Genomic DNA, 22,357 nt, shown 5'->3' with positions numbered 1-22,357 from the left:
AATGATTTTGAGGTTTTTGTTTCAAAAAAGACTAGAAAGAGTAACAAAAATGGAACAAAAATGGTGGCATAAAGCAACAATATATCAAGTTTATCCTAAGTCCTTTAAGGATAGTAATGGTGATGGTATTGGTGATTTAAAAGGAATAACCAGTCAATTGGATTACTTACAAGAGCTAGGGATTACAGCGCTTTGGATTTCGCCTGTTTATCAGTCTCCAATGGATGATAATGGCTATGATATAGCTGATTATCAAGCTATAGCAACTATTTTTGGAGATATGACTGACATGGATTGTTTAATTGCGGAAGCAAATAAACGAGATATCAAAATCATTATGGATTTGGTTGTCAACCATACATCGGATGAACATGCTTGGTTTATTGAAGCTAGAGAAAATCTAACAAGCCCGAAACGGGATTATTATATATGGCGAGATCAGCCCAATGACTTGACCTCAATTTTTTCTGGGTCAGCTTGGGAATTGGATCCAACTTCAGGACAATACTATTTACATTTATTCAGTAAGAAGCAACCGGATTTGAATTGGGAAAATGAAGAACTCCGACAAAAAATCTATGATATGATGAATTATTGGATAGATAAAGGTATTGGTGGCTTTCGCATGGATGTGATTGACTTGATTGGGAAATTACCAGACCAAGGAATCACTGGTAATGGACCAAGACTGCACAGCTATCTCAAAGAAATGAATAGAGCTAGTTTTGGCAACCATGATTTGCTGACAGTTGGTGAAACTTGGGGAGCTACACCAGAAATTGCCAAACAATACTCGCGCCCAGAAAATAAAGAATTATCAATGGTTTTTCAATTTGAACACATTGCTCTTCAGTCAAGAGAAGGTCACCCTAAATGGGACTTTACAGAAAGTTTAGACGTTTCTGCTTTGAAAAAGATTTTTTCTAAATGGCAAACAGAACTAAAACTTGGCGAGGGCTGGAATTCACTCTTTTGGAATAATCATGACCTACCTCGCATTCTCTCAATTTGGGGTAATACGGCAGAAAATCGGATTAAATCAGGAAAAGCTTTTGCGATACTCCTTCATTTAATGAGAGGGACACCTTATATCTATCAAGGTGAAGAAATTGGGATGACCAATTACCCATTTGAAAACTTGGGTCAAGTAGATGACATAGAATCTCTCAATTATGCTCAAGAAGCTATGGAGAATGGCAAAGCCATAGAGGATATTATGGAAAGTATCAGACGGATTGGCAGAGACAATGCTAGAACGCCAATGCAATGGGATGCTTCAGCCAATGCTGGATTTTCTGATGCTGAAACAACCTGGTTGCCAGTCAATCCCAATTATCAGAACATCAATGTAGCAGCAACTTTGGCTGACAAGAACTCAATCTTCTATACCTATCAAAAACTCATAAGCTTGCGCAAAACAGAAGATTGGCTAGTAGAAGCAGACTTCCAACTGTTAGAATCAGCTGACAATGTCTTCGCTTACCAACGCCAGTTACATCAAGATAAGTATTTGGTGGTAGTCAATCTATCTGATCAAAAACAAGCCATTAGATTACCAGAAAGTGACTATCAGGTTATCATTGCTAATACAGATGTTGATGCTGTAGTGCAATCATCTTGTTTACAACCTTGGGATGCTTTTTGTATTCATTTTCATTAGAAACTAAAAGACATGTTTTTGAACTGCCTCTAATCGTTAGCGTTTTTGTCTAACTTTTTGAAGGTAGTTCAAAAAGTTGTCTTTTTTAAAAAAATAAAAAACAAGCGATTGCATGTAATAAAACATTGATTTTTCAACTGCTATAATAAAATTAAAAAAATAAGCGGAAAGCGCTTGCTTTATTGTTTATGAGACGATATACTAATAATGAAAAAAGGTTAAGGAGAAAATAAGGATGTTGTCACAAAAAAAGCAAAAAGCGCTTTTACCTGAAAAGCGTCATATTTTTAGTATTCGTAAGTTCAAAGTTGGAGTTGCTTCAGTTGCCATTGCATCAGCTCTTTTTTTCGCGGGGCAATCACCAGTATTGGCCGATACGGTAAGGCCAGCAGCTAGTGCTGATGTCAGTCTAGTAACGCCTGTTACAGAGCCTTCTACGGCGATAATTGCGCAAAAAAATGTAACCGTTACCACGACCGAAGAGCCCATTATTGCACAAGGGAATCAAGCTACATCAGTGGCCGATACGAGTTCTGTTCAAGCAGCGCCAGCAATTGTTACAAGTCCAGAGCCAGTGACAAGTAGTGTGCAAAGTCAGCCTGACCAGAGTTTTGCTGCACCAGCAACTCAAGCGGCACCTAATGCTGAAGTGCCAATTGCAAGTGGTAACATTCGTTTGCATTTCCAAGGAGTGACAGATGCTAATGTAAACCAATCTTCTATTTGGACTTGGGGTGGAGTAGAAAAACCGTCTACTGGGACTTGGCCAACTGCTGCAACTTCTTTTAACAATCAACAAAAGGATGCTTATGGTCACTATTTAGATATCGCTAAAGCAGCCATTCCTGGTGATATTGGTTATGTTCTTTTGGATGGTGCTAATAAAGTGGGCGAGGCTGACCGCAAAGTACCACTAATTGATCCAAGTATGAATGAGGCTTGGATTGATAATCAGTTTAATACTTATACCTATCAACCGTTAGCTGATAAAAATAGCATTCGCATCAATTATAAACGTGCTGATAATAATTATGACGGCTGGGGAGTTTGGCCTTGGGGAGATGTCTCAACTACCAGTCAAAACTGGCCGTCAGGGGCTTTAGAATTTGTTAATGAAGGCAAGTATGGCCGTTATGTTGATGTGCCATTATCACAAGGTTTGGCCTCAAATTTAGGCTTCCTATTAGTTAATAAAAATGATCCAACAACATTAGGAAATAAAACGAGTGACATGCATTTTAGTGACCGTGAAAACAATAGCCAAATTTTCCTAAAGAGTGGTGACGATACCGTCTATACCAACCCTTATTACATCAAGGCTGATGCTGAACAAGATTTTTCAAAAGCTGTTCCTGGTAATAAAAAAGTTACAGCAACTGCAACTAGTTTACGAGCCTTTAATTACAATGAAACTGGTTTAATTGATGTACAGTTAACAAATCCAGACGCTGCTAAAATCACTCGGATGGAAGTTGACACAGCGCAACTAGGTGGGGGAAAAATTCTCATCTCACCAGAACTTAACCGAGTGACGATTACTGCTAGCTCTGCTACAAAGGTAGGTTCTTACAGTCTTCCGATTCGTATTTATGATGCTGATAATGGCTATTATGACACAAGTGTCACAGTATCAATTACAGATCGCCAAAAGAAAGACGGAGAAAAGGATTGGGATGAACAAATCATCTATTTTATGGTCACTGACCGTTTCTATAATGGCGATACTAGCAATGATAATCTCGATAATCAACCTTATAGCTCTGCGATTAATCAAAAAGGAATCTACAAAGGTGGTGACTTTAAGGGGGTAATGGCTAAGCTGGATTACCTTAAATCGTTGGGAGTAACGAGTGTTTGGATTACTCCAATCGTTGAGAATGTGCCACAAAATGTTTCGACTGAAGCAAGCAAGGAGTATTATGCTTATCATGGTTACTGGGCTAATGATTTTGAAAAGTTAAATCCTCACTTAGGCACACTTGAAGATTTCCATAACTTGATTGACCAAGCCGCAGAACGTGGAATAAATATCATTGTTGATGTTGTTTTAAACCACGCGGGCTATGGTGCTGGAAATAAATTTGCTGGAATGATTAGGACAGGTAGTGATGTTGTTAAAGGAGATGATCAAAAAGATTCATTAGCAGGGTTGCCTGACTTTAAAACTGAGGATGCCGCTGTCCGCAAACAATTAGTAGAATGGCAAAGTCAATGGTTAGAAAAATCAAAAACTGCTAAAGGTAATAGTATCTATGCCTTTCGTGTTGATACCGTAAAACACGTTGATGATACCACTTGGCAACATTTTAAAAATGAATTAGCTTTGAAAGACGCTGATTTCCACTTAGTTGGCGAAAGTTGGGAAGCAAGTTATAAGGATACTAAAGGTGACCTTGGCACTGGAACAATGGATAGTTTGCTTGACTTTGGCTTTAAAGATATTGCTAAGTTGTTAGTAAACGGTCAAATGAAGGCGGCTAGTGATGAATTAGCAGCACGAAATCAATTTATCACAAGTAGTCAACTGTTGTCACAGTTCTTGGGCAGCCATGATGAAGACGGCTTCCTCTACAGTATTGGTGGTGATCTTAATAAATTCAAATTAGCTGCTAGTTTGTTATTAACGGCAAAAGGGCAACCTGTTATTTATTATGGTGAAGAGCTTGGTCAAAGTGGGGCAAATAATTGGCCTTTCTATGATAACCGTTATGATTTTGACTGGGCTAAAACAAGCAATAGTGATCTCCTTGAACATTACAAGAAATTATTAGCCTTTAGAAAAGCACACAGCGATTTGTTTGCTAAGGGAGATTACAAACTAATTGCCTCAAATGACAGCCAAAAATGGCTTTTAAGTAAACAATCTTCGGCGACTGACCAAGCATATATGTTGTATCATGTGGAAGAGGCTGCTCGACAGTTAACGCTTAAAGTGAGCAGTGCGGATGCTGTGATAACAGATGCTTATACTGGTAAAACTTATCAGGCCCAAACAGTGGCTGATGGATTATACCATGTAACGCTAGAGGTGCCAGGATCTATTTCTGGTGGCACCATGTTGCTTACTATTAGTTCTGGCGAGATTTTAGGTGTAGAAACTAAGGTTGATACTGAAACACCTATTGCTGCGGGTTTTATCAGAATGCATTTCAAAACACTGCCATCAGATAATCTTTCAAGTTTGGGATTGTGGACATGGGAAGATGTTGATGTGCCGTCTGAAAAAAAGGGACCTTGGCCAACAGGAGCAACTAGCTTTTCTAGTGCTAAACAAGATAACTACGGTTATTATTTAGATATTAAGATGTCTGAAGGACCACGTGATTTACTGAAATGGTTGATTAATGATACAGCAGGAAATAATATCACAGGTGACCAGTCCTTAGACATTCTTAGTCAGTCAATGAACGAAGTGTGGTTTGACGAGTCATACAAAGTGCATTATTACTTGCCTCAAGCTGAAGGAACAGTGCGTATTAACTATTTCCGTACCGACGGAGACTATACCAATAAGTCTCTTTGGCTATGGGGGAGTGTAGATCCTAGTGTTCTTAGCCAGCTTGGCAAATGGCCGGACGGCATAAACTTTAAAACTATTGGAAAGTATGGAGCGTATATAGATATCAAAATGACAAACCAACCAAGTGAGCTAGGCTTCCTTCTCTTGGATGAGAGTAAAGCTGAAAATGCCGTTAAAATTCGTCAAGAGGATTACAAATTCATCGATTTTAAGAATCACTCTCAGATTTTCCTCAAAGACGATGATGCGACTATCTACACTAATCCTTATTTTGTGAATAACGTGCGTATGATGGGGGCTCAACAGACAAGCCCAACAAGTATTGTAGCCAGCATGACAAGTTTGGAAGGGGCTGACCAGGCAACAATTTTGAAAAATCTCACGATTACTGATAAGAATTCACAAGTTGTGGCAATATCTGGTATTCAATTATCTCCGATCAACAAAACCATTGACATCACAGGTAATTTCCTTGCTGGCAATGGTCCATACACTGTTTCTTATCTAACTGATAAATTTACAGCAAAAAGCAATTGGCAATATAAAGATGCCCTATATGCTTATGACGGCCCTCTTGGGGCGACTGTCTCTGAAAATGGACAAGTGGTTGATTTGGGACTCTGGTCACCAAGTGCAGAGGCTGTTTCACTCGTTATTTATGATAAAGACAATCAAAACGTAGTAACTGGAAAAGTAGCCATGACTAAAGGAGATAAAGGGCAGTGGACCCTTCGTTTGGACCAATCATCTGGTTTAGGAATTAGTAACTATAGCGGCTATTACTATCATTATGCAATTATGCGTGGTGGAAAAGAGTTTCTTGTTCTAGATCCGTATGCTAAATCCCTAGCGGAATGGAATTCTGATATAGCTGATAAAGGGCCATCATATGCAGTAGCTAAAGCAGCTTTTGTTAACCCAAGTCAACTTGGTCCAAAAGAATTAGATTTTGCTAAAATTCCAGGTTTTAAAACAAGAGAAGATGCTATTATCTATGAAGCTCATGTACGAGATTTCACCTCGGATCAAACGATTTCAGGTCAATTAACCAACCAATTTGGAACCTTTGCAGCCTTTGCAGAACGCTTGTCCTATTTGAAAGAATTAGGAGTAACCCATGTGCAATTGTTACCTGTAATGTCTTATTACTTTGTTAATGAAATGAACAAAGAACGTTTGACTAATTATGCTTCAAGTAGCACAAACTATAACTGGGGATATGACCCACAAAGTTATTTTGCCTTGACTGGTATGTATGCTACAGACCCTACAGATCCTGCTAAGCGAATTGAAGAATTTAAAAATTTGGTTAATGAAATTCATAAACTGGGGATGGGAGTCATCTTAGATGTGGTTTATAACCATACAGCTAAAGTCAATCTTTTTGAAGATTTAGAGCCTAATTATTACCACTTTATGGATGCTGATGGCACACCTCGTTCAAGCTTTGGTGGTGGTCGTCTTGGAACAACCCATTACATGACAAAACGCTTAATGATTGATTCCATTACCTACATGGTCAATGAATTTAAAGTAGATGGTTTTCGTTTTGATATGATGGGTGACCATGATGCAGCTTCGATAGAAGCTGCCTTCAAAGCAGCCAAAGCAATCAATCCAAATATTATCATGTTAGGCGAAGGTTGGGTTACCTATGCTGGTGATGAGAATCAACCACAAGTAGCAGCTGACCAAAAATGGATGAGTAAGACAGATACTGTTGGAGTGTTCTCAGATGACATGCGAAATATCTTGAAATCTGGATTTGGAAATGAAGGGCAACCTGCTTTTCTAACTGGTGGTGCTAGAAGTGTTAATGGACTCTTTAGTAACATCAAAGCACAACCAACTAATTTTACTGCGGATGACCCAGGAGACGTTATTCAATACATTGCAGCACATGACAATTTAACCCTATTTGATATCATCGCGCAGTCAATCAAAAAAGACCCATCAATTGCAGAAAATAACGCCGAAATCCATCGTCGTTTACGTCTTGGTAATTTGATGATGATGACTTCTCAAGGAACAGCATTTGTTCACTCTGGTCAAGAGTATGGTCGCACGAAACAGTTCCGTGATCCAGCCTATAAGTTGCCAGTTGCTGCAGATAAAGTTCCTAATAAGTCACACTTTTTAGTTGACCAAAATGGAAAACCTTTTGACTATCCATACTTTATCCATGATTCTTATGACTCAACAGATGCGATTAATCATTTTGATTGGCAAAAAGCTACTAATGCACAACTATTCCCAGAAAATGTTAAGAGTCATGACTACATGAAAGGGTTGATTGCACTACGTCGTTCAACAGATGCTTTCCACTTGAGCACAAAAGATTTAGTTGACCAAAATGTGAAGCTCTTGACTATTCCAGGGCAAAATGGCGTATCTGAATCTGATTTAGTGATTGGCTATATGGTGACAGCAAGTAATGGTGACCGTTATGTTGTTTTAGTCAATGCTGATCAAAAAGAGCGTCACTTCACTTTGGATCAAGAATGGCTTAAAGCACAAGTTTTAGTTGATGCTGATCGCGCAGGAACAAAGAGTTTGACAGATTATGTCGGACTTAAATTTGATGCTACTGGTCTAACACTCAGTGCCTTAACAGCGACTGTTTTGAAAATTGCTGCGCCTTCAAGTGATTCTGAGCCAGAGACAAGACCCGAAAAAGAGCCAGTGATCAGTCCAGAAGCTGGCTCACAGGATCCTAACCCGTCAGAAACTCCAAGTAGTGACGATAAAACTCCTAGGCCAACACCAACAGAACAACCATCTACTAAAGGGGATTCTCCTGTTGAAGAGGGAGTACCTGGGAAAGCTAAACAGGCCAAAGGTTACCAAACAGTAAATTATGGCCAATACAAGAAATGGGTAGCAACAGGAAAGCTAAACAAAGCTGAAAAAGAAATGCTGAAAATGGCTAAAAAAACTAATAAGCACAAGAAAAAAAGAATGCTAGGTAATGCCTCAACAACTCAAGCTTCAGTTGGGTTGCTAGCGCTCATGAGCTTAGGTGCTGTAGTTGTTTACAAGAAGAAAAACTAATGGTTGTCGATTCTTTTAAAGACATTAATAAGATGAATGCTTTAAGATAATTCCTGAAAGCTATTAGTTAACTAAGAGACAGTCTGGGCTGTCTCTTTTCTTACCTAAAAAATTGTAGAGAAAGATATTGAGAAATGCCCTTATGACAGTTGAAAAAAATCTTTTAGATGAGTATAATAATAGAGCGTATTTAGACTATAAACAACAAAGAACATAATCATAATATTGTGGGTTAAGTGAGTTAGAAATATTTATAAATAAGAATGCCTAATTAGCTAGTTTTATTTAAGGAAATAGGAGAATAAGAAATGACAATTTTAGTACTTGGTGGAGCTGGTTATATCGGGTCGCATATGGTTGATCGACTCATCGAAGTGGAAAATGAAGAAGTTGTAGTCGTTGATAATTTGGTTACAGGACATCGTCAAGCAGTTCATAAGGATGCTAAGTTTTATGAAGGTGATTTAGCCGACCAGAACTTTATGCGTCAGGTTTTCACAGAAAACCCTCAAGTTGATGCAGTTATTCATTTCGCAGCTTATTCTTTGGTCAGTGAATCAATGGAGAACCCACTTAAATACTTCGACAATAACACAGTAGGCATGGTAAAATTATTAGAAGTGATGAATGAATGTGGTGTGAAAAATATTGTCTTCTCATCAACAGCTGCTACTTATGGTATTCCAGAAGAAATGCCAATTAAAGAAAGTACTCCACAAAAACCAATTAATCCTTATGGTGAAAGTAAGTTGATGATGGAAAAAATCATGGCTTGGTGTGATGAAGCTTACGGCATCAAATTTGTAGCACTTCGTTATTTCAATGTTGCTGGTGATAAACCTGATGGTAGCATTGGTGAAGACCACAATCCAGAGACTCACTTGATTCCCGTTGTCTTACAAGTGGCCCAGGGCAACCGTGAGAAAATGACTATCTTTGGAGATGATTATGATACAGCAGATGGGACTAATGTTCGTGACTATGTTCATCCTTTCGATTTGGCGCAAGCGCATAGCCTGGCGGTTAAGTATTTAAGAGAAGGAAATGAGTCAACAGCTTTCAACTTAGGTTCTTCTACAGGCTTTTCGAATTTGCAAATTGTAGAAGTAGCACGTAAAGTAACCGGAGAATCAATCCCTGCTGAAATTGGTCCCCGGAGACAAGGTGATCCAGATAGCTTAATTGCTGATTCAAGTAAGGCACGTGAGGTACTTGGTTGGAAACCAGAATTTGATGATATTGAAAAAATTATCGCAACTGCTTGGACTTGGCATTCAAGCCATCCAAATGGTTATGAAGAATAGACTTAAAAAGACTAATTTTAGTCTTTTTCATTTCATTTCTTGAAAAATAAGAATTTTTCGCATAAAATAACAGATATAATTGAAAGAAAAAGGAAAAGATATGCATTTTAGTGACGTTATAAAACAGTTCGAAGAAGTTACTGTTCAGGAACTTAGTGATAAGATTGAAACAGAAGATAAAGTCATTGCCTTTTTAGGTCGTGACACCTGTTCATTCTGTCGACGGTTTGCTCCCAAATTAGCATCAGTCAGTAAAGAAAAAAATTACCATGTATACTTCGTTGCAAGTGATAATATGGTCGATTTGCCACTGATATCTCAATTTAGGGAAGACAATCATATTCCAACTGTCCCTGCCTTGCTTGTTTCAAAACACGGCAGTATCAGACGAGTTTGTGATTCATCATTAAGTGAGCAAGACATTATCAGCTTCATTGAAGCATAGAAAAAATAATCTTGATTTTTTAAAGACAAGAGAAGAAGTGGAATTTTTGCCTCTCCTGTCTCAAGGGTATTTCTTTAATTTATGACTACAAAGCCGTTTGAGCTATTTTATTAGGTGACTTTGTCTATCAAGCTGTTTAAGGCATCTAAATTAGTTGGGCAATTAAAAAAATGATTGTCGATTTTATAGGCTTTCCTTGATATATATCAGCATTTTTGATATAGTTAAACTTGACTTTAAAATAGATTTAAGGAGAAATCATGGGAATTTCAACAATATTAATGTTTGTAGTAATGATTGGATTGATCTTTGTCATGCAACGTCAACAAAAGAAACAAGCCAATGAACGTCAAAATCAATTGAATGCTATTACTAAGGGTGACCAAGTTGTTACAATTGGTGGTATGTATGCTTTTGTTGATGATGTTGATAAAGAAGCTAATCGTGTTGTTTTAGATGTAGATGGTATATTTTTACCGTTTGAATTGTCAGCCATTAAACGTGTTGTTTCAAAAGGTGAAGCAGTGACAGAAACAGTTGCATCAACTGAAGAAGTTGTAACTGTTGATGAAACAAATCTTCCAGTAGTTGAAGACACAGATATTGCTGTTCAAGAAGAGACAGCAATTAGTGAATCAAAATAATATTTTTTATGTCATATGTATGAGTTCTTGTAGTTATTTGATGGTCATCTAGCTATAAGGGCTCATTTTTTAAGTAAATCCACTATAAAAGGTAAGTAATATACTTGTAATTATGGTAAAATATTAAATAAGTACGCTTAAAATAAGGATAAGACATGTTTGGATTAAAAGTAAAATCAAAAAATACAAAATTAGATAAGATTCCAAAACATATTGGAATTATAATGGATGGCAATGGTCGTTGGGCAAAAAAACGGTTAAAACCACGAGTCTTTGGCCATAAAGTAGGAATGGATGCTCTTCAAGAAGTGACTATTGCAGCTTCTAAATTAGGTGTAAAAGTATTGACAGTTTATGCCTTCTCAACTGAAAATTGGTCTCGTCCAGAAGAAGAAGTGAATTATATTCTGAATTTACCCGTTGAGTTCTTTGACAAATATGTCCCTGAGTTGAACAAAAACAATGTTCGTATTCAAATGATCGGTGAGACGCACCGGTTACCAGAATCAACTTTAGAAGCTTTAAATCAAGCAATCGAAACAACACGTCGCAATTCAGGGTTAGTGCTTAACTTTGCTTTGAATTATGGCGGCCGTGCTGAGATTACCAGTGCTGTGCGAATGATAGCTCAAGATGTATTGGATGCTAATTTAAATCCAGGAGATATTACGGAGGACTTGATTGCCAGTTATTTAATGACAGATCATCTCCCTTATCTTTACCGAGATCCTGATTTAATCATTCGAACAAGTGGCGAATTACGGCTAAGTAATTTTTTACCATGGCAATCAGCCTATAGTGAGTTTTATTTTACGTCAGTATTATGGCCGGATTTTAAACAGGCCCAGTTGATTGAAGCATTAGAAGAGTATAACCGTCGTCAACGTCGATTTGGTGGGGTTTAGTAGGAGTATTTGTTTATATGAAAGAACGTGTAATATGGGGCTTAATTGCAGTAGCGATTTTTTTACCCTTTTTAGCATTTGGTAGCCTACCTTTTCAACTATTTGTTGGGCTGTTGGCAATGATTGCTGTTTCTGAAATGTTCAAAATGAAGCGACTTGAAGTTTTTTCATTTGAAGGCACTTTGGCGATGATGGCAGCTTTTGTGTTGACTATTCCGATGGATTCATATTTGACTTTTTTGCCGATTGATGCAAGTTTTGCTTGCTATGGGTTATTTGTCTTTCTCATTTTAGCTGGAACGGTTATCAATAGTGAGCGCTACTCATTTGATGATGCAGCCTTCCCGATTGCAGCTAGTCTTTATGTAGGGATTGGCTTTCAAAATTTAGTCCATGCAAGGATGGCAGGGATTGACAAAGTCTTATTAGCCTTATTTATTGTTTGGGCTACTGATATTGGTGCCTATATGATTGGTCGTCAATATGGGAAACGAAAATTGTTACCAAAAGTATCTCCTAATAAAACTATTGAAGGTAGTCTAGGAGGTATTCTGTCAGCAGTTGTTGTAGCATTTCTTTTCATGCTTATTGATAAAGCTGTTTATGCGCCATTTAACTTTTTTATCATGCTTATTTTTGTAGCATGTTTCTCTGTATTTGCACAATTTGGTGATTTAGTTGAAAGTGCTATCAAGCGCCATTATGGCGTTAAGGATTCAGGGAAGTTAATTCCTGGGCACGGGGGCATCTTAGATCGATTTGATTCGATGATTTTTGTTTTTCCAATTATGCACCTATTTGGCTTATTCTAAGAAAAATGAAATAAACTGAAAGGAAAGTTATGTTAGGCTTATTTACCTTTATTATCATCTTTGGAATCTTAGTTATTGTCCATGAATTTGGGCATTTCTATTTTGCAAAGAAATCTGGTATTTTAGTTCGCGAATTTGCAATTGGAATGGGACCGAAAATCTTTTCAAAAGTTGACAAAGAAGGAACGCTCTATACTATTCGTATTCTCCCTTTAGGTGGCTATGTTCGAATGGCCGGTTGGGGTGACGATACCACTGAAATTAAAACAGGTACTCCTGCTAGTTTAAGCTTGAATGAAGAAGGCTTAGTAAAGCGGATAAACCTCTCTCAAAGGAATATTGATCCTACGAGCTTGCCGATGAATGTAACAGCTTATGATTTAGAAGACAAGCTAGAAATTACTGGATTGGTGATTGATGAACGAAGAACCTATGCTGTGCATCATGATGCAACTATTGTTGAAGAAGATGGGACTGAAATTCGCATTGCACCATTAGATGTTCAATATCAAAATGCCAGTATTTGGGGAAGATTAATCACCAATTTTGCTGGTCCGATGAATAATTTTATTCTTGGTTTAGTGGTCTTTATCATCATGGCTTTCGTACAAGGCGGTGTTCCGGATTATAATACAAATCATATTCGTGTTGTGGACAATGGCCCAGCTGCTAAAGCTGGCATTAAAACGGATGATCAAATCATTAAAATTAATCAGTACCCTGTTAAAAATTGGCAAGATTTAACAGAAGCTGTACAGTTGTCTACCAAGAAATTATCTAGTGTTGATTCTTTACAAGTGACAACGCTATCGCACGGCGAGAAAAGAGTACGCAACTTAAAACCTGAAAAGCAGGGAAAACAATACCTTATTGGTGTTCAATCGCAACTTAAAACTGGCTTAAAAGATAAATTAGTTGGTGGTTTTGAGATGGCTTTGAACGGTGCTATGATAATAATTAGAGCATTAAAAAATCTGATTACAGGATTTAGCCTTGATAAACTAGGTGGTCCCGTTGCTATCTATCAAATGTCCAGTCAAGCTGCTCAAAGTGGGTTGGTCTCTGTACTATCATTAATGGCTATGTTATCTATAAATCTAGGAATCTTTAATTTGATCCCAATTCCAGCTCTTGACGGTGGGAAAATTTTTATCAACTTGATTGAAGCTGTCCGTCGTAAGCCACTGAAACAAGAGACTGAAAGTTACATCACTCTTGCAGGAGTAGCAATTATGATAGTATTGATGATTGCAGTAACTTGGAATGATATTATGCGTGCTTTTTTCTAATGAAATAGGAGAAATTAATTACTATGAAACAATCAAAAATGCTTATACCAACACTTCGCGAAATGCCAAGTGATGCCCAAGTTATCAGCCATGCTTTGATGGTGCGTGCTGGATACGTGAGGCAGGTTTCAGCTGGTATCTATGCTTATTTACCACTTGCAAACCGCACAATTGAAAAGTTTAAAACGATTATGCGTCAAGAGTTTGAAAAAATTGGTGCCGTTGAAATGCTTGCACCAGCGTTACTCACTGCTGATTTATGGCGTGAATCTGGTCGTTATGAAACCTATGGTGATGACCTTTATAAACTTAAAAATAGAGATCATTCTGATTTTATCTTAGGTCCAACGCATGAAGAAACCTTTACAACATTGGTTCGTGATGCGGTTAAATCGTACAAGCAATTACCATTAAACCTGTATCAAATTCAGTCTAAATATCGTGATGAAAAACGTCCACGTAATGGGTTGCTCCGCACGCGTGAATTCATCATGAAAGACGGCTATAGCTTCCACCCTGATTACGAAGATCTTGATATTACTTATGAAGACTACCGTCGTGCTTACGAAGCTATCTTTACCAGAGCTGGTCTTGATTTCAAAGGAATCATTGGCGATGGCGGAGCAATGGGCGGTAAAGACTCTCAGGAATTCATGGCAATCACACCTGAACGTACTGATCTTGACCGTTGGTTAGTTCTTGATAAATCCATTCCATCTGTGGATGACATTCCTGAAGATGTCTTGGACGCTATTAAAGCAGAACTTAAAGCCTGGATGATTTCAGGAGAAGATACCATTGCTTATTCAAGTGAGTCCAGCTATGCAGCTAACCTTGAGATGGCAAGTGATGAGTACAAACCTTCTCAAAAAGTTGAAGCACAAGCTGAGTTGGCAGAAATTGCTACTCCTGATTGTAAAACAATTGATGAGGTTGCAGCCTTTCTTGACATCGATGAAAAGCAAACGATTAAAACCTTGCTCTTTATAGCTGACCAAAAACCAGTTGTAGCTTTATTGGTTGGTAATGATCAAGTTAATGACGTTAAATTGAAAAACTATCTTGGTGCAGACTTCTTTGAAGTGGCAACTGAGGAAGAAGCTTTCACAGTTTTTGGTGCTCATTTTGGCTCACTTGGACCAGTTAATTTAGCAGATGATATTCAAATTGTGGCTGACCGTAAAGTAGCGGACCTTGCTAACGCAGTTGCTGGAGCTAATAAAGATGGCTATCATTTAACTGGTGTCAACCCTGAGCGTGATTTTAAAGCTGAGTATGTTGATATTCGTGAAGTTAAAGAAGGTGAAGTTTCTCCAGATGGACATGGTGTTCTTCAATTTGCGCGTGGTATTGAAATTGGTCACATCTTCAAGTTGGGCACGCGTTATTCTGACAGTATGGGTGCAACGATTCTTGATGAGAATGGCCGAGCAGTTCCAATTGTTATGGGCTGTTATGGTATCGGAGTAAGCCGTATTTTATCAGCTGTGATTGAGCAGCATGCGCGCCTGTTCGTTAATAAAACGCCTAAAGGCGACTATCGTTTTGCATGGGGAATTAACTTCCCTAAAGAATTGGCACCGTTTGATGTCCACTTGATTACGGTTAATACAAAAGACCAAGAAGCGCAAGAGTTAACAAGTCGTATTGAAGCTGATTTAATGGCTAAAGGCTATGATGTTTTAACGGATGACCGTAATGAACGTGTAGGCTCAAAATTCTCGGATAGTGATTTGATCGGCTTACCAATCCGTGTTACAGTTGGAAAGAAAGCCTCAGAAGGCATTGTTGACATTAAAATTAAAGCAAGTGGTGACAGCATTGAAGTGAATGTTGAAAATCTTATTGAAACTTTAGAAATTTTAACTAAGTAAAGAGATAAGAGAGTGGGACAGACACCCATGAGGATTTTGTCCTCATGGGTGTCTGTCCCAGCTTTCTTTTTTATTTCCTAATGGTCTGGGTCGAAATGTCTTCCTATTTATGGTAAAATATAGGCTAAGATATTCAGGAGAAAACTATGTCAGATTTATTCGTTAAATTAATGGAACAGATAGAAATGCCGCTTGACATGAGAAGTTCAAGTGCTTTTTCGTCTGGAGATATCATTGAAGTTAAGGTACATTCTGTGTCGCGACTTTGGGACTTTCATTTTTCTTTTGCGGAGCTATTACCAATCGAAATCTATCAAGAATTAGCTTATCGACTGAAGCATACGTTTGAAGCTGCAGAAATAAAGACACGTTTTGATATTACGGTTGATCGTCCAGAGTTCTCTGGTCAACTCTTGCAAGCTTATTACCGTGAAGCGTTCGAACACGAACCGTGTAATGGGGCAAGTTTCAAGTCGTCTTTTGCAAAATTAGAAGTGTCTTTTACTGATGGACAAGTTCGAATAATGGCGCCTCACTTTGTCAATAATGACCACTTTAGAATGAATCACATTCCAAATCTAGTTAAACAATTTAAGGAGTTTGGCTTTGGAGACTTAGACATCATCATGGTTTCTGATTCTGAAATGACACAAACCTTACAAGCGAATTTTGATAATAGCCGTCAAGCTATTTTAGAAAAAGCTGTGCAAGAAAATCTCGAAGCTCAAAAATCATTAGAGGCTTTACAACCTGCTCCTGAAGAACAAGCACCGAAGCCAAGTTTTGATTTCAAAGAACGGGTGGCGCAACGTCAAGCAGGATTTGAAAAGGCGACAATAACACCGATGATAGAAGTTGAAACTGAAGAAAATCGGATTGTCTTTGAGGGAATGGTATTTGATGTGGAACGCAAAACCACGCGAACTGGCCGTCACATCATCAATTTTAAAATGACAGACTATACATCTAGCTTTGCTATGCAAAAGTGGGCTAAAGATGATGATGAGTTGCGTAAATTTGACATGATTGCTAAGGGAAGTTGGTTAAGAGTTCAAGGGAATATTGAAAACAATCAATTTACAAAGAGTCTGACAATGAATGTGCAACAAGTCAAAGAGATTGTTCATCATCAACGCAAGGATTTAATGCCTGAAGGTCAAAAACGCGTTGAATTTCATGCACATACTAATATGTCAACAATGGATGCTTTGCCAACCGTTGAATCCTTGATTGACACTGCTGCAAGATGGGGACATAAGGCTGTTGCTATTACAGACCATGGGAATGTTCAAAGTTTCCCTCATGGCTATCATCGAGCGCGTAAAGTTGGCATAAAAGCGATTTTTGGTTTAGAAGCCAATATTGTAGAGGACAAGGTTCCTATTTCCTATGATCCGGTTGATTTGGATTTGCATGAAGGCACTTATGTTGTCTTTGACGTAGAAACAACTGGTCTTTCAGCTATGAACAATGATTTGATTCAAATCGCAGCTTCAAAGATGTATAAAGGTAACATTCTGGAGCAATTCGATGAATTTATTGACCCGGGACACCCACTGTCAGCTTTTACAACAGAATTAACGGGAATAACTGAGAATCATTTGGTTGGTGCAAAGCCATTACAACAAGTTTTAGAAGAATTTCAGGAATTTTGTAAGGATACGGTACTAGTTGCCCATAATGCTAGTTTTGACGTTGGGTTTATGAATGCCAACTATGCTCGAGCTGGTTTACCATTGATTACGCAACCTGTCATAGATACTTTAGAGTTTGCTAGGAATTTATATCCAGAGTATAAACGACATGGTTTAGGCCCGTTAACCAAACGCTTCCAAGTAGCTCTTGACCATCACCACATGGCCAATTATGATGCTGAGGCGACTGGTCGACTACTATTTATTTTCTTAAAAGATGCTAGAGAAAAACGTGATGTTACTAACTTACTAGATTTAAATACCAAGTTAGTGGCAGAAGATTCTTATAAAAAAGCCAGAGTTAAACACGCTACCATTTATGTTCAAAATCAAATTGGTTTGAAAAATATGTTTAAGTTGGTTTCGCTCTCTAATGTTGTTTATTTTGAAGGTGTTCCAAGAATTCCTCGCACAGTGCTTGACCAGTATAGAGAAGGTCTTTTACTGGGAACAGCTTGTACAGAAGGTGAAGTATTTGATGCTGTCTTAAATAAAGGTGTTGATGCGGCTGTTGAAGTAGCAAAGTATTATGACTTTATTGAAATTATGCCACCAGCTATTTATCAGCCATTGATTGTAAGGGAGTTGATAAAGGATCAAGAGGGAATTTATCAGATTATTAAAGACCTGATTGAAGTAGGTGCGCGACTGAACAAGCCTGTTTTAGTGACTGGAAATGTACACTATTTAGAGCCTGAAGATGAGATTTACAGAGAGATTATTGTTCGTAGTCTTGGACAAGGAGCAATGATAAATCGGACTATCGGAAGAGGCGAAGGGGCAAAACCAGCGCCACTACCTCAAACACATTTTCGAACCACTAATGAGATGCTAGATGACATGGCTTTTCTTGGGAAAGAGTTGGCCTATCAGGTGGTTGTTCAAAATACTCAAGACTTTGCTGATCGAATTGAAGAGGTTGAAGTGGTTAAGGGAGATCTTTATACCCCATATATTGATAAAGCAGAAGAAACGGTTGCTGAGTTAACTTATCAAAAAGCTTTTGAAATCTATGGCAATCCCTTACCTGACATTATTGACTTACGAATTGAAAAAGAACTGACGTCGATTTTGGGAAATGGCTTTGCGGTGATTTATTTGGCATCTCAATTGCTTGTTAATCGATCAAATGAGCGTGGTTATTTGGTTGGTTCACGGGGATCAGTTGGATCAAGTTTCGTGGCGACCATGATTGGGATTACAGAGGTCAATCCCATGCCACCGCATTATGTTTGTCCTAACTGTCAGCACTCGGAGTTTATTACAGATGGGTCAGTCGGTTCTGGCTATGATCTTGCTGATAAAGCCTGCCCACAATGTGGTAGTAAGTATCAAAAAGATGGCCAAGATATTCCCTTTGAAACCTTCCTTGGTTTTGATGGTGATAAGGTTCCCGATATTGATTTGAACTTCTCAGGGGATGATCAACCTAGTGCCCATTTAGATGTTAGAGATATTTTCGGCGCTGAATATGCCTTTAGGGCAGGCACTGTAGGTACAGTGGCAGAAAAAACAGCTTATGGTTTTGTTAAGGGATACGAGCGAGATTTCGGGAAATTTTACCGTGATGCGGAAGTGGATCGTCTTGCAAGTGGAGCAGCTGGTGTGAAGAGAACAACTGGACAACACCCAGGTGGGATTGTTGTTATTCCCAACTATATGGATGTTTATGATTTTACTCCAGTACAATATCCAGCTGAGGATGTGACGGCATCTTGGCAAACCACTCACTTTAATTTCCATGATATTGATGAGAATGTCTTGAAGTTAGATATCCTTGGTCATGATGATCCAACGATGATTAAGAAATTGGAGGATTTATCAGGAATTGATGCGAAGACGATTCCAGCTGATGACCCGGGTGTTATGGCCTTATTTTCTGGAACGGAAATTCTTGGTGTTACCCCTGAACAAATTGGAACACCAACAGGTATGTTAGGGATTCCAGAATTTGGAACGAATTTTGTTCGAGGAATGGTTAATGAAACCCACCCAACAACTTTTGCAGAACTGTTACAGTTATCTGGGCTATCTCATGGTACAGATGTTTGGTTGGGAAATGCCCAAGATTTAATTAAAGAAGGAATTGCCACCCTAAAAACAGTTATCGGGTGTCGTGATGATATTATGGTTTACCTGATGCATGCTGGTTTAGAACCTAAAATGGCTTTCACCATTATGGAACGTGTACGTAAGGGGATGTGGTTGAAAATTTCTGAAGATGAACGTCAGTCATATATTCAGGCCATGAGAGAAAATAACGTGCCAGATTGGTATATTGAATCTTGTGGAAAAATCAAGTACATGTTCCCCAAAGCTCACGCGGCAGCCTATGTTCTAATGGCTTTACGTGTAGCCTACTTCAAAGTTCATCATCCATTGATGTATTACTGTGCCTACTTTTCAATAAGGGCTAAAGCCTTTGAGCTAAAAACGATGAGTAGTGGTTTAGATGCGGTTAAGGCTCGGATGGAAGATATTCAGCTTAAACGAAAAAATAATGAGGCGACAAACGTGGAAAACGACCTCTTTACGACCTTAGAACTTGTTAATGAAATGCTCGAACGTGGTTATAAATTTGGGAAGCTTGATTTATACCGTAGTGATGCTATCGAATTCCAAATTGATGGTGATACCTTGATTCCTCCATTTATTGCAATGGAAGGATTGGGTGAAAACGTGGCTAGACAAATTGTTCGTGCGCGTCAAGAAGGTGAATTTTTATCTAAGATGGAATTGCGTAAACGTGGCGGTGCTTCATCAACCCTCGTTGAAAAAATGGATGATATGGGAATCTTGGGTAATATGCCGGAAGACAATCAATTGAGTCTTTTTGAAGATTTCTTTTAAATAGACAAAAGTCAATTGCTGCTACAGCAATTGACTTTGTTACTAGTTAGTGTTAAACTGACACAAATAGATAAATGAGAAGGGAGTAATATGGCAGAATTTAAAAACCAAGCAGTAAAATCAATGGTAGTGATGCGTAAAGCTTTTAGAACTATTGATGCTAAGGTCTCTGATTCTTACAAAGAATTTGACCTAACCCAAACACAATTTGCAGTTCTTGATTTGTTAAATGCAAAAGGGACGATGAAAATAGGGGAGTTAATCAATAGTATTTTAGCCACCTCGGGTAATATGACGGTTGTTATTAAAAATATGGAAAAAAAGGGATGGGTTGAGCGTATTTCGTGTCCTAATGATAAACGGTCATTTCTAGTCAGTTTGACGCAAGAAGGCAGAAGTGTGATTGATAAAGCGTTACCTAATCATATTGCTTTTGTTGAAGAAGCTTTTTCTGTTTTAACTGAGGAAGAACAAGGGCAACTCATTAAATTGTTGAAAAAATTTAAAAATTTATAAGCAAATGACTTTACAGATTTTTTAAAGGTGATATAATTACTACATAGTACTAATAATCACTATATAGTAATAAAGTCGAAAGCAGTACTTAGCTGTTTTTGATAACTGGAAAACCACATTTAAAGGAGAAGCATCATATGTCATTTTTAGAAGAATTGAAAAACCGTCGCACTATCTACGCTTTGGGTCGTAACACTGAAGTTTCAGATGAAAAAATTGTAGAAGTCATTAAAGAAGCTGTTCGCCAATCACCATCAGCATTTAACAGTCAAACTACACGTGTTCTTATTTTATTGAATGATGAAGTAACATCATTTTGGAATGACATGGTTGCGAACGATTTAGTAGCAACAATGAAAGAACAAGGTGTTCCTGAAGAAGCTATTGCAGGCACAAAAGAAAAACTTGCTAGCTTTGGTAATGCAAAAGGAACAGCATTATTCTTTGAAGACCAAGACGTTGTTAAAGCTCTCCAAGAACAATTTGCACTCTATGCTGACAACTTCCCAATTTGGTCTGAGCAAGCTTCAGGGATTTCAACAGTTAATGCGTGGACTGCTTTATCAGCAGAACTAGGATTGGGTGCAAACCTACAACACTACAATCCAGTTGTTGACGCATCAGTTATGGCAAAATACGGTGTTCCAGAAAACTGGAAACTTCGTGGTCAATTAAACTTTGGTTCTATCGAAGCTGCAGCTGGAGATAAAGATTTCATGGCTGATGAAGATCGCTTTAAAGTGGTTGGTTAATCGTTAGCCATTTAATAAGCTTATTTTAAGCTCATATTCTCATAATATAAAAACGCCCCTATTTTTTAGGAGCGTTTTTATGTTATGTTTGTAACCATTACAATCGACAGATTGGTTTAGTCAATAATAAGCATGTCCTCTTTGACTGCAAAAGGTGAGCCAGCATTGATTCGATCATAGAACATGATACCGTTGATATGGTCGATTTCGTGTTGAACAACAATAGCATTGTAGCCTTTTAGCTTCATTTTTTGTTTATGTCCATATTTGTCAAAGAATTCCACAGTGACGCGAGCATGGCGAACAACATAACCTTCAACTAAACGATCAACAGATAAACAACCTTCTCCATCTGCAAGTGCAGCATCCTGAACAGAATGTGAGACGATTTTTGGGTTGTACATAATTTCTTTAAGGCTATATGCTTCTTTTGGAGGGTTACCTTCTGCATCTTCCATGTTTGGAACTAGCACGGCGATAAGTCGTTTTGAAATATCTAATTGCGGTGCAGCTAAACCAACTCCTCCGCGAAGTCCGAGTTTTTCAGCCATAACGGGATCTTGTGAATTTTTTAGAAACTGCATCATTTTTTCGCCTAAGAGAATATCTTGGTCAGTAAGAGGTAGATTAACCTCCTTGGCATGAGCTCTTAAGGTTGGATTCCCTTCGCGAATAATGTCATCCATATTAATGAGATGACTGGCTTTTATTAGTTTATCTTGTGCAGACATTATTACTCCTTTTTTTAATTCAATGGCTATACTATATCATAATTTATGCCTTTTTTAAAGAGCACACCATACTATCGTTCTCTAAAAATGAGAAGCAAGACATGGCTAGATACATGTATTTGTTGACTCAGCATCAAGCTGTTGACAGTAGTTTAGGATAGGACTATAATAACATCATCATTTGAAGGCGCCGTTAAATAAATGAAGGTGCGTGACTTTTATGAGTGATCAATTAGAATCACTTATTGCATTTGGTATTAGTAATTGGGATAGGCTTTGGTGTTTATTCAGCAGTTAAAGGAAAACTTTT

The 22,357-nt window shown here is 38.1% G+C and carries 13 protein-coding genes; 12 read left to right on the top strand and 1 reads right to left on the bottom strand.

The window, feature by feature from the left end:
* Positions 1-49 precede the first annotated feature (49 nt).
* From ACVRZD_RS07335 to ACVRZD_RS07280, 12 genes are all read left to right on the top strand, one after another.
* Complete coding sequence (locus ACVRZD_RS07335; protein WP_447450395.1) at positions 50-1,660, top strand: glycoside hydrolase family 13 protein; 1,611 nt, start codon at positions 50-52, stop codon at positions 1,658-1,660.
* A 235-nt stretch (positions 1,661-1,895) separates the two neighbouring features.
* On the top strand, positions 1,896-8,231 hold the full coding sequence (locus tag ACVRZD_RS07330; RefSeq protein WP_447450394.1) for a pullulanase: 6,336 nt from the start codon (positions 1,896-1,898) through the stop codon (positions 8,229-8,231).
* Positions 8,232-8,539: 308 nt separating this feature from the next.
* Complete coding sequence (gene galE, locus ACVRZD_RS07325; RefSeq protein ID WP_037626448.1) at positions 8,540-9,535, top strand: UDP-glucose 4-epimerase GalE; 996 nt, start codon at positions 8,540-8,542, stop codon at positions 9,533-9,535.
* A gap of 79 nt (positions 9,536-9,614) precedes the next feature.
* Positions 9,615-9,980 (top strand): DUF6568 family protein, encoded by a 366-nt coding sequence (locus ACVRZD_RS07320; protein ID WP_230588956.1) that lies wholly within the window; start codon positions 9,615-9,617, stop codon positions 9,978-9,980.
* 260 nt (positions 9,981-10,240) lie between these two features.
* Positions 10,241-10,624, top strand: coding sequence for a preprotein translocase subunit YajC (gene yajC / locus ACVRZD_RS07315; protein WP_037626452.1), 384 nt, complete (start codon positions 10,241-10,243; stop codon positions 10,622-10,624).
* A 155-nt stretch (positions 10,625-10,779) separates the two neighbouring features.
* Positions 10,780-11,529, top strand: a complete 750-nt coding sequence (uppS, locus tag ACVRZD_RS07310; RefSeq protein ID WP_447450393.1) for an undecaprenyl pyrophosphate synthase — start codon at positions 10,780-10,782, stop codon at positions 11,527-11,529.
* Between the two features lie 17 nt (positions 11,530-11,546).
* Complete coding sequence (locus ACVRZD_RS07305) at positions 11,547-12,341, top strand: phosphatidate cytidylyltransferase (RefSeq protein ID WP_447450392.1); 795 nt, start codon at positions 11,547-11,549, stop codon at positions 12,339-12,341.
* A 29-nt stretch (positions 12,342-12,370) separates the two neighbouring features.
* The gene (rseP, locus tag ACVRZD_RS07300; RefSeq protein WP_037626453.1) at positions 12,371-13,630 is read left to right on the top strand and encodes an RIP metalloprotease RseP; all 1,260 of its coding nucleotides are present in this window, start codon (positions 12,371-12,373) and stop codon (positions 13,628-13,630) included.
* A 23-nt stretch (positions 13,631-13,653) separates the two neighbouring features.
* A complete protein-coding gene (locus ACVRZD_RS07295; protein ID WP_037626455.1) occupies positions 13,654-15,504 on the top strand; it encodes a proline--tRNA ligase in 1,851 nt (616 codons plus the stop codon).
* 146 nt (positions 15,505-15,650) lie between these two features.
* The gene (locus tag ACVRZD_RS07290; RefSeq protein WP_037626457.1) at positions 15,651-20,048 is read left to right on the top strand and encodes a PolC-type DNA polymerase III; all 4,398 of its coding nucleotides are present in this window, start codon (positions 15,651-15,653) and stop codon (positions 20,046-20,048) included.
* Between the two features lie 90 nt (positions 20,049-20,138).
* Positions 20,139-20,564 (top strand): MarR family winged helix-turn-helix transcriptional regulator, encoded by a 426-nt coding sequence (locus ACVRZD_RS07285; RefSeq protein ID WP_037626459.1) that lies wholly within the window; start codon positions 20,139-20,141, stop codon positions 20,562-20,564.
* 137 nt (positions 20,565-20,701) lie between these two features.
* A complete protein-coding gene (locus tag ACVRZD_RS07280; RefSeq protein ID WP_037626461.1) occupies positions 20,702-21,316 on the top strand; it encodes a nitroreductase family protein in 615 nt (204 codons plus the stop codon).
* A gap of 116 nt (positions 21,317-21,432) precedes the next feature.
* Here the strand turns inward: ACVRZD_RS07280 and def are convergent, their stop codons facing one another.
* Positions 21,433-22,047 (bottom strand): peptide deformylase, encoded by a 615-nt coding sequence (gene def, locus ACVRZD_RS07275; RefSeq protein WP_037626462.1) that lies wholly within the window; start codon positions 22,045-22,047, stop codon positions 21,433-21,435.
* Positions 22,048-22,357 lie beyond the last annotated feature (310 nt).

It is taken from the genome of Streptococcus hongkongensis (genome assembly GCF_053206145.1).
Note: the sequence above shows the minus strand (reverse complement) of the source record. Positions and strands in the feature narration are given on the sequence as shown.

Coding starts and splice junctions, on each gene's coding strand:
- ACVRZD_RS07285 (WP_037626459.1), top strand. CDS start 20,139: ATGGCAGAATTTAAAAACCAAGCAGTAAAATCAATGGTAGTGATGCGT.
- ACVRZD_RS07295 (WP_037626455.1), top strand. CDS start 13,654: ATGAAACAATCAAAAATGCTTATACCAACACTTCGCGAAATGCCAAGT.
- ACVRZD_RS07280 (WP_037626461.1), top strand. CDS start 20,702: ATGTCATTTTTAGAAGAATTGAAAAACCGTCGCACTATCTACGCTTTG.
- galE (WP_037626448.1), top strand. CDS start 8,540: ATGACAATTTTAGTACTTGGTGGAGCTGGTTATATCGGGTCGCATATG.
- yajC (WP_037626452.1), top strand. CDS start 10,241: ATGGGAATTTCAACAATATTAATGTTTGTAGTAATGATTGGATTGATC.
- ACVRZD_RS07330 (WP_447450394.1), top strand. CDS start 1,896: ATGTTGTCACAAAAAAAGCAAAAAGCGCTTTTACCTGAAAAGCGTCAT.
- def (WP_037626462.1), bottom strand. CDS start 22,047: ATGTCTGCACAAGATAAACTAATAAAAGCCAGTCATCTCATTAATATG.
- rseP (WP_037626453.1), top strand. CDS start 12,371: ATGTTAGGCTTATTTACCTTTATTATCATCTTTGGAATCTTAGTTATT.
- uppS (WP_447450393.1), top strand. CDS start 10,780: ATGTTTGGATTAAAAGTAAAATCAAAAAATACAAAATTAGATAAGATT.
- ACVRZD_RS07305 (WP_447450392.1), top strand. CDS start 11,547: ATGAAAGAACGTGTAATATGGGGCTTAATTGCAGTAGCGATTTTTTTA.
- ACVRZD_RS07335 (WP_447450395.1), top strand. CDS start 50: ATGGAACAAAAATGGTGGCATAAAGCAACAATATATCAAGTTTATCCT.
- ACVRZD_RS07290 (WP_037626457.1), top strand. CDS start 15,651: ATGTCAGATTTATTCGTTAAATTAATGGAACAGATAGAAATGCCGCTT.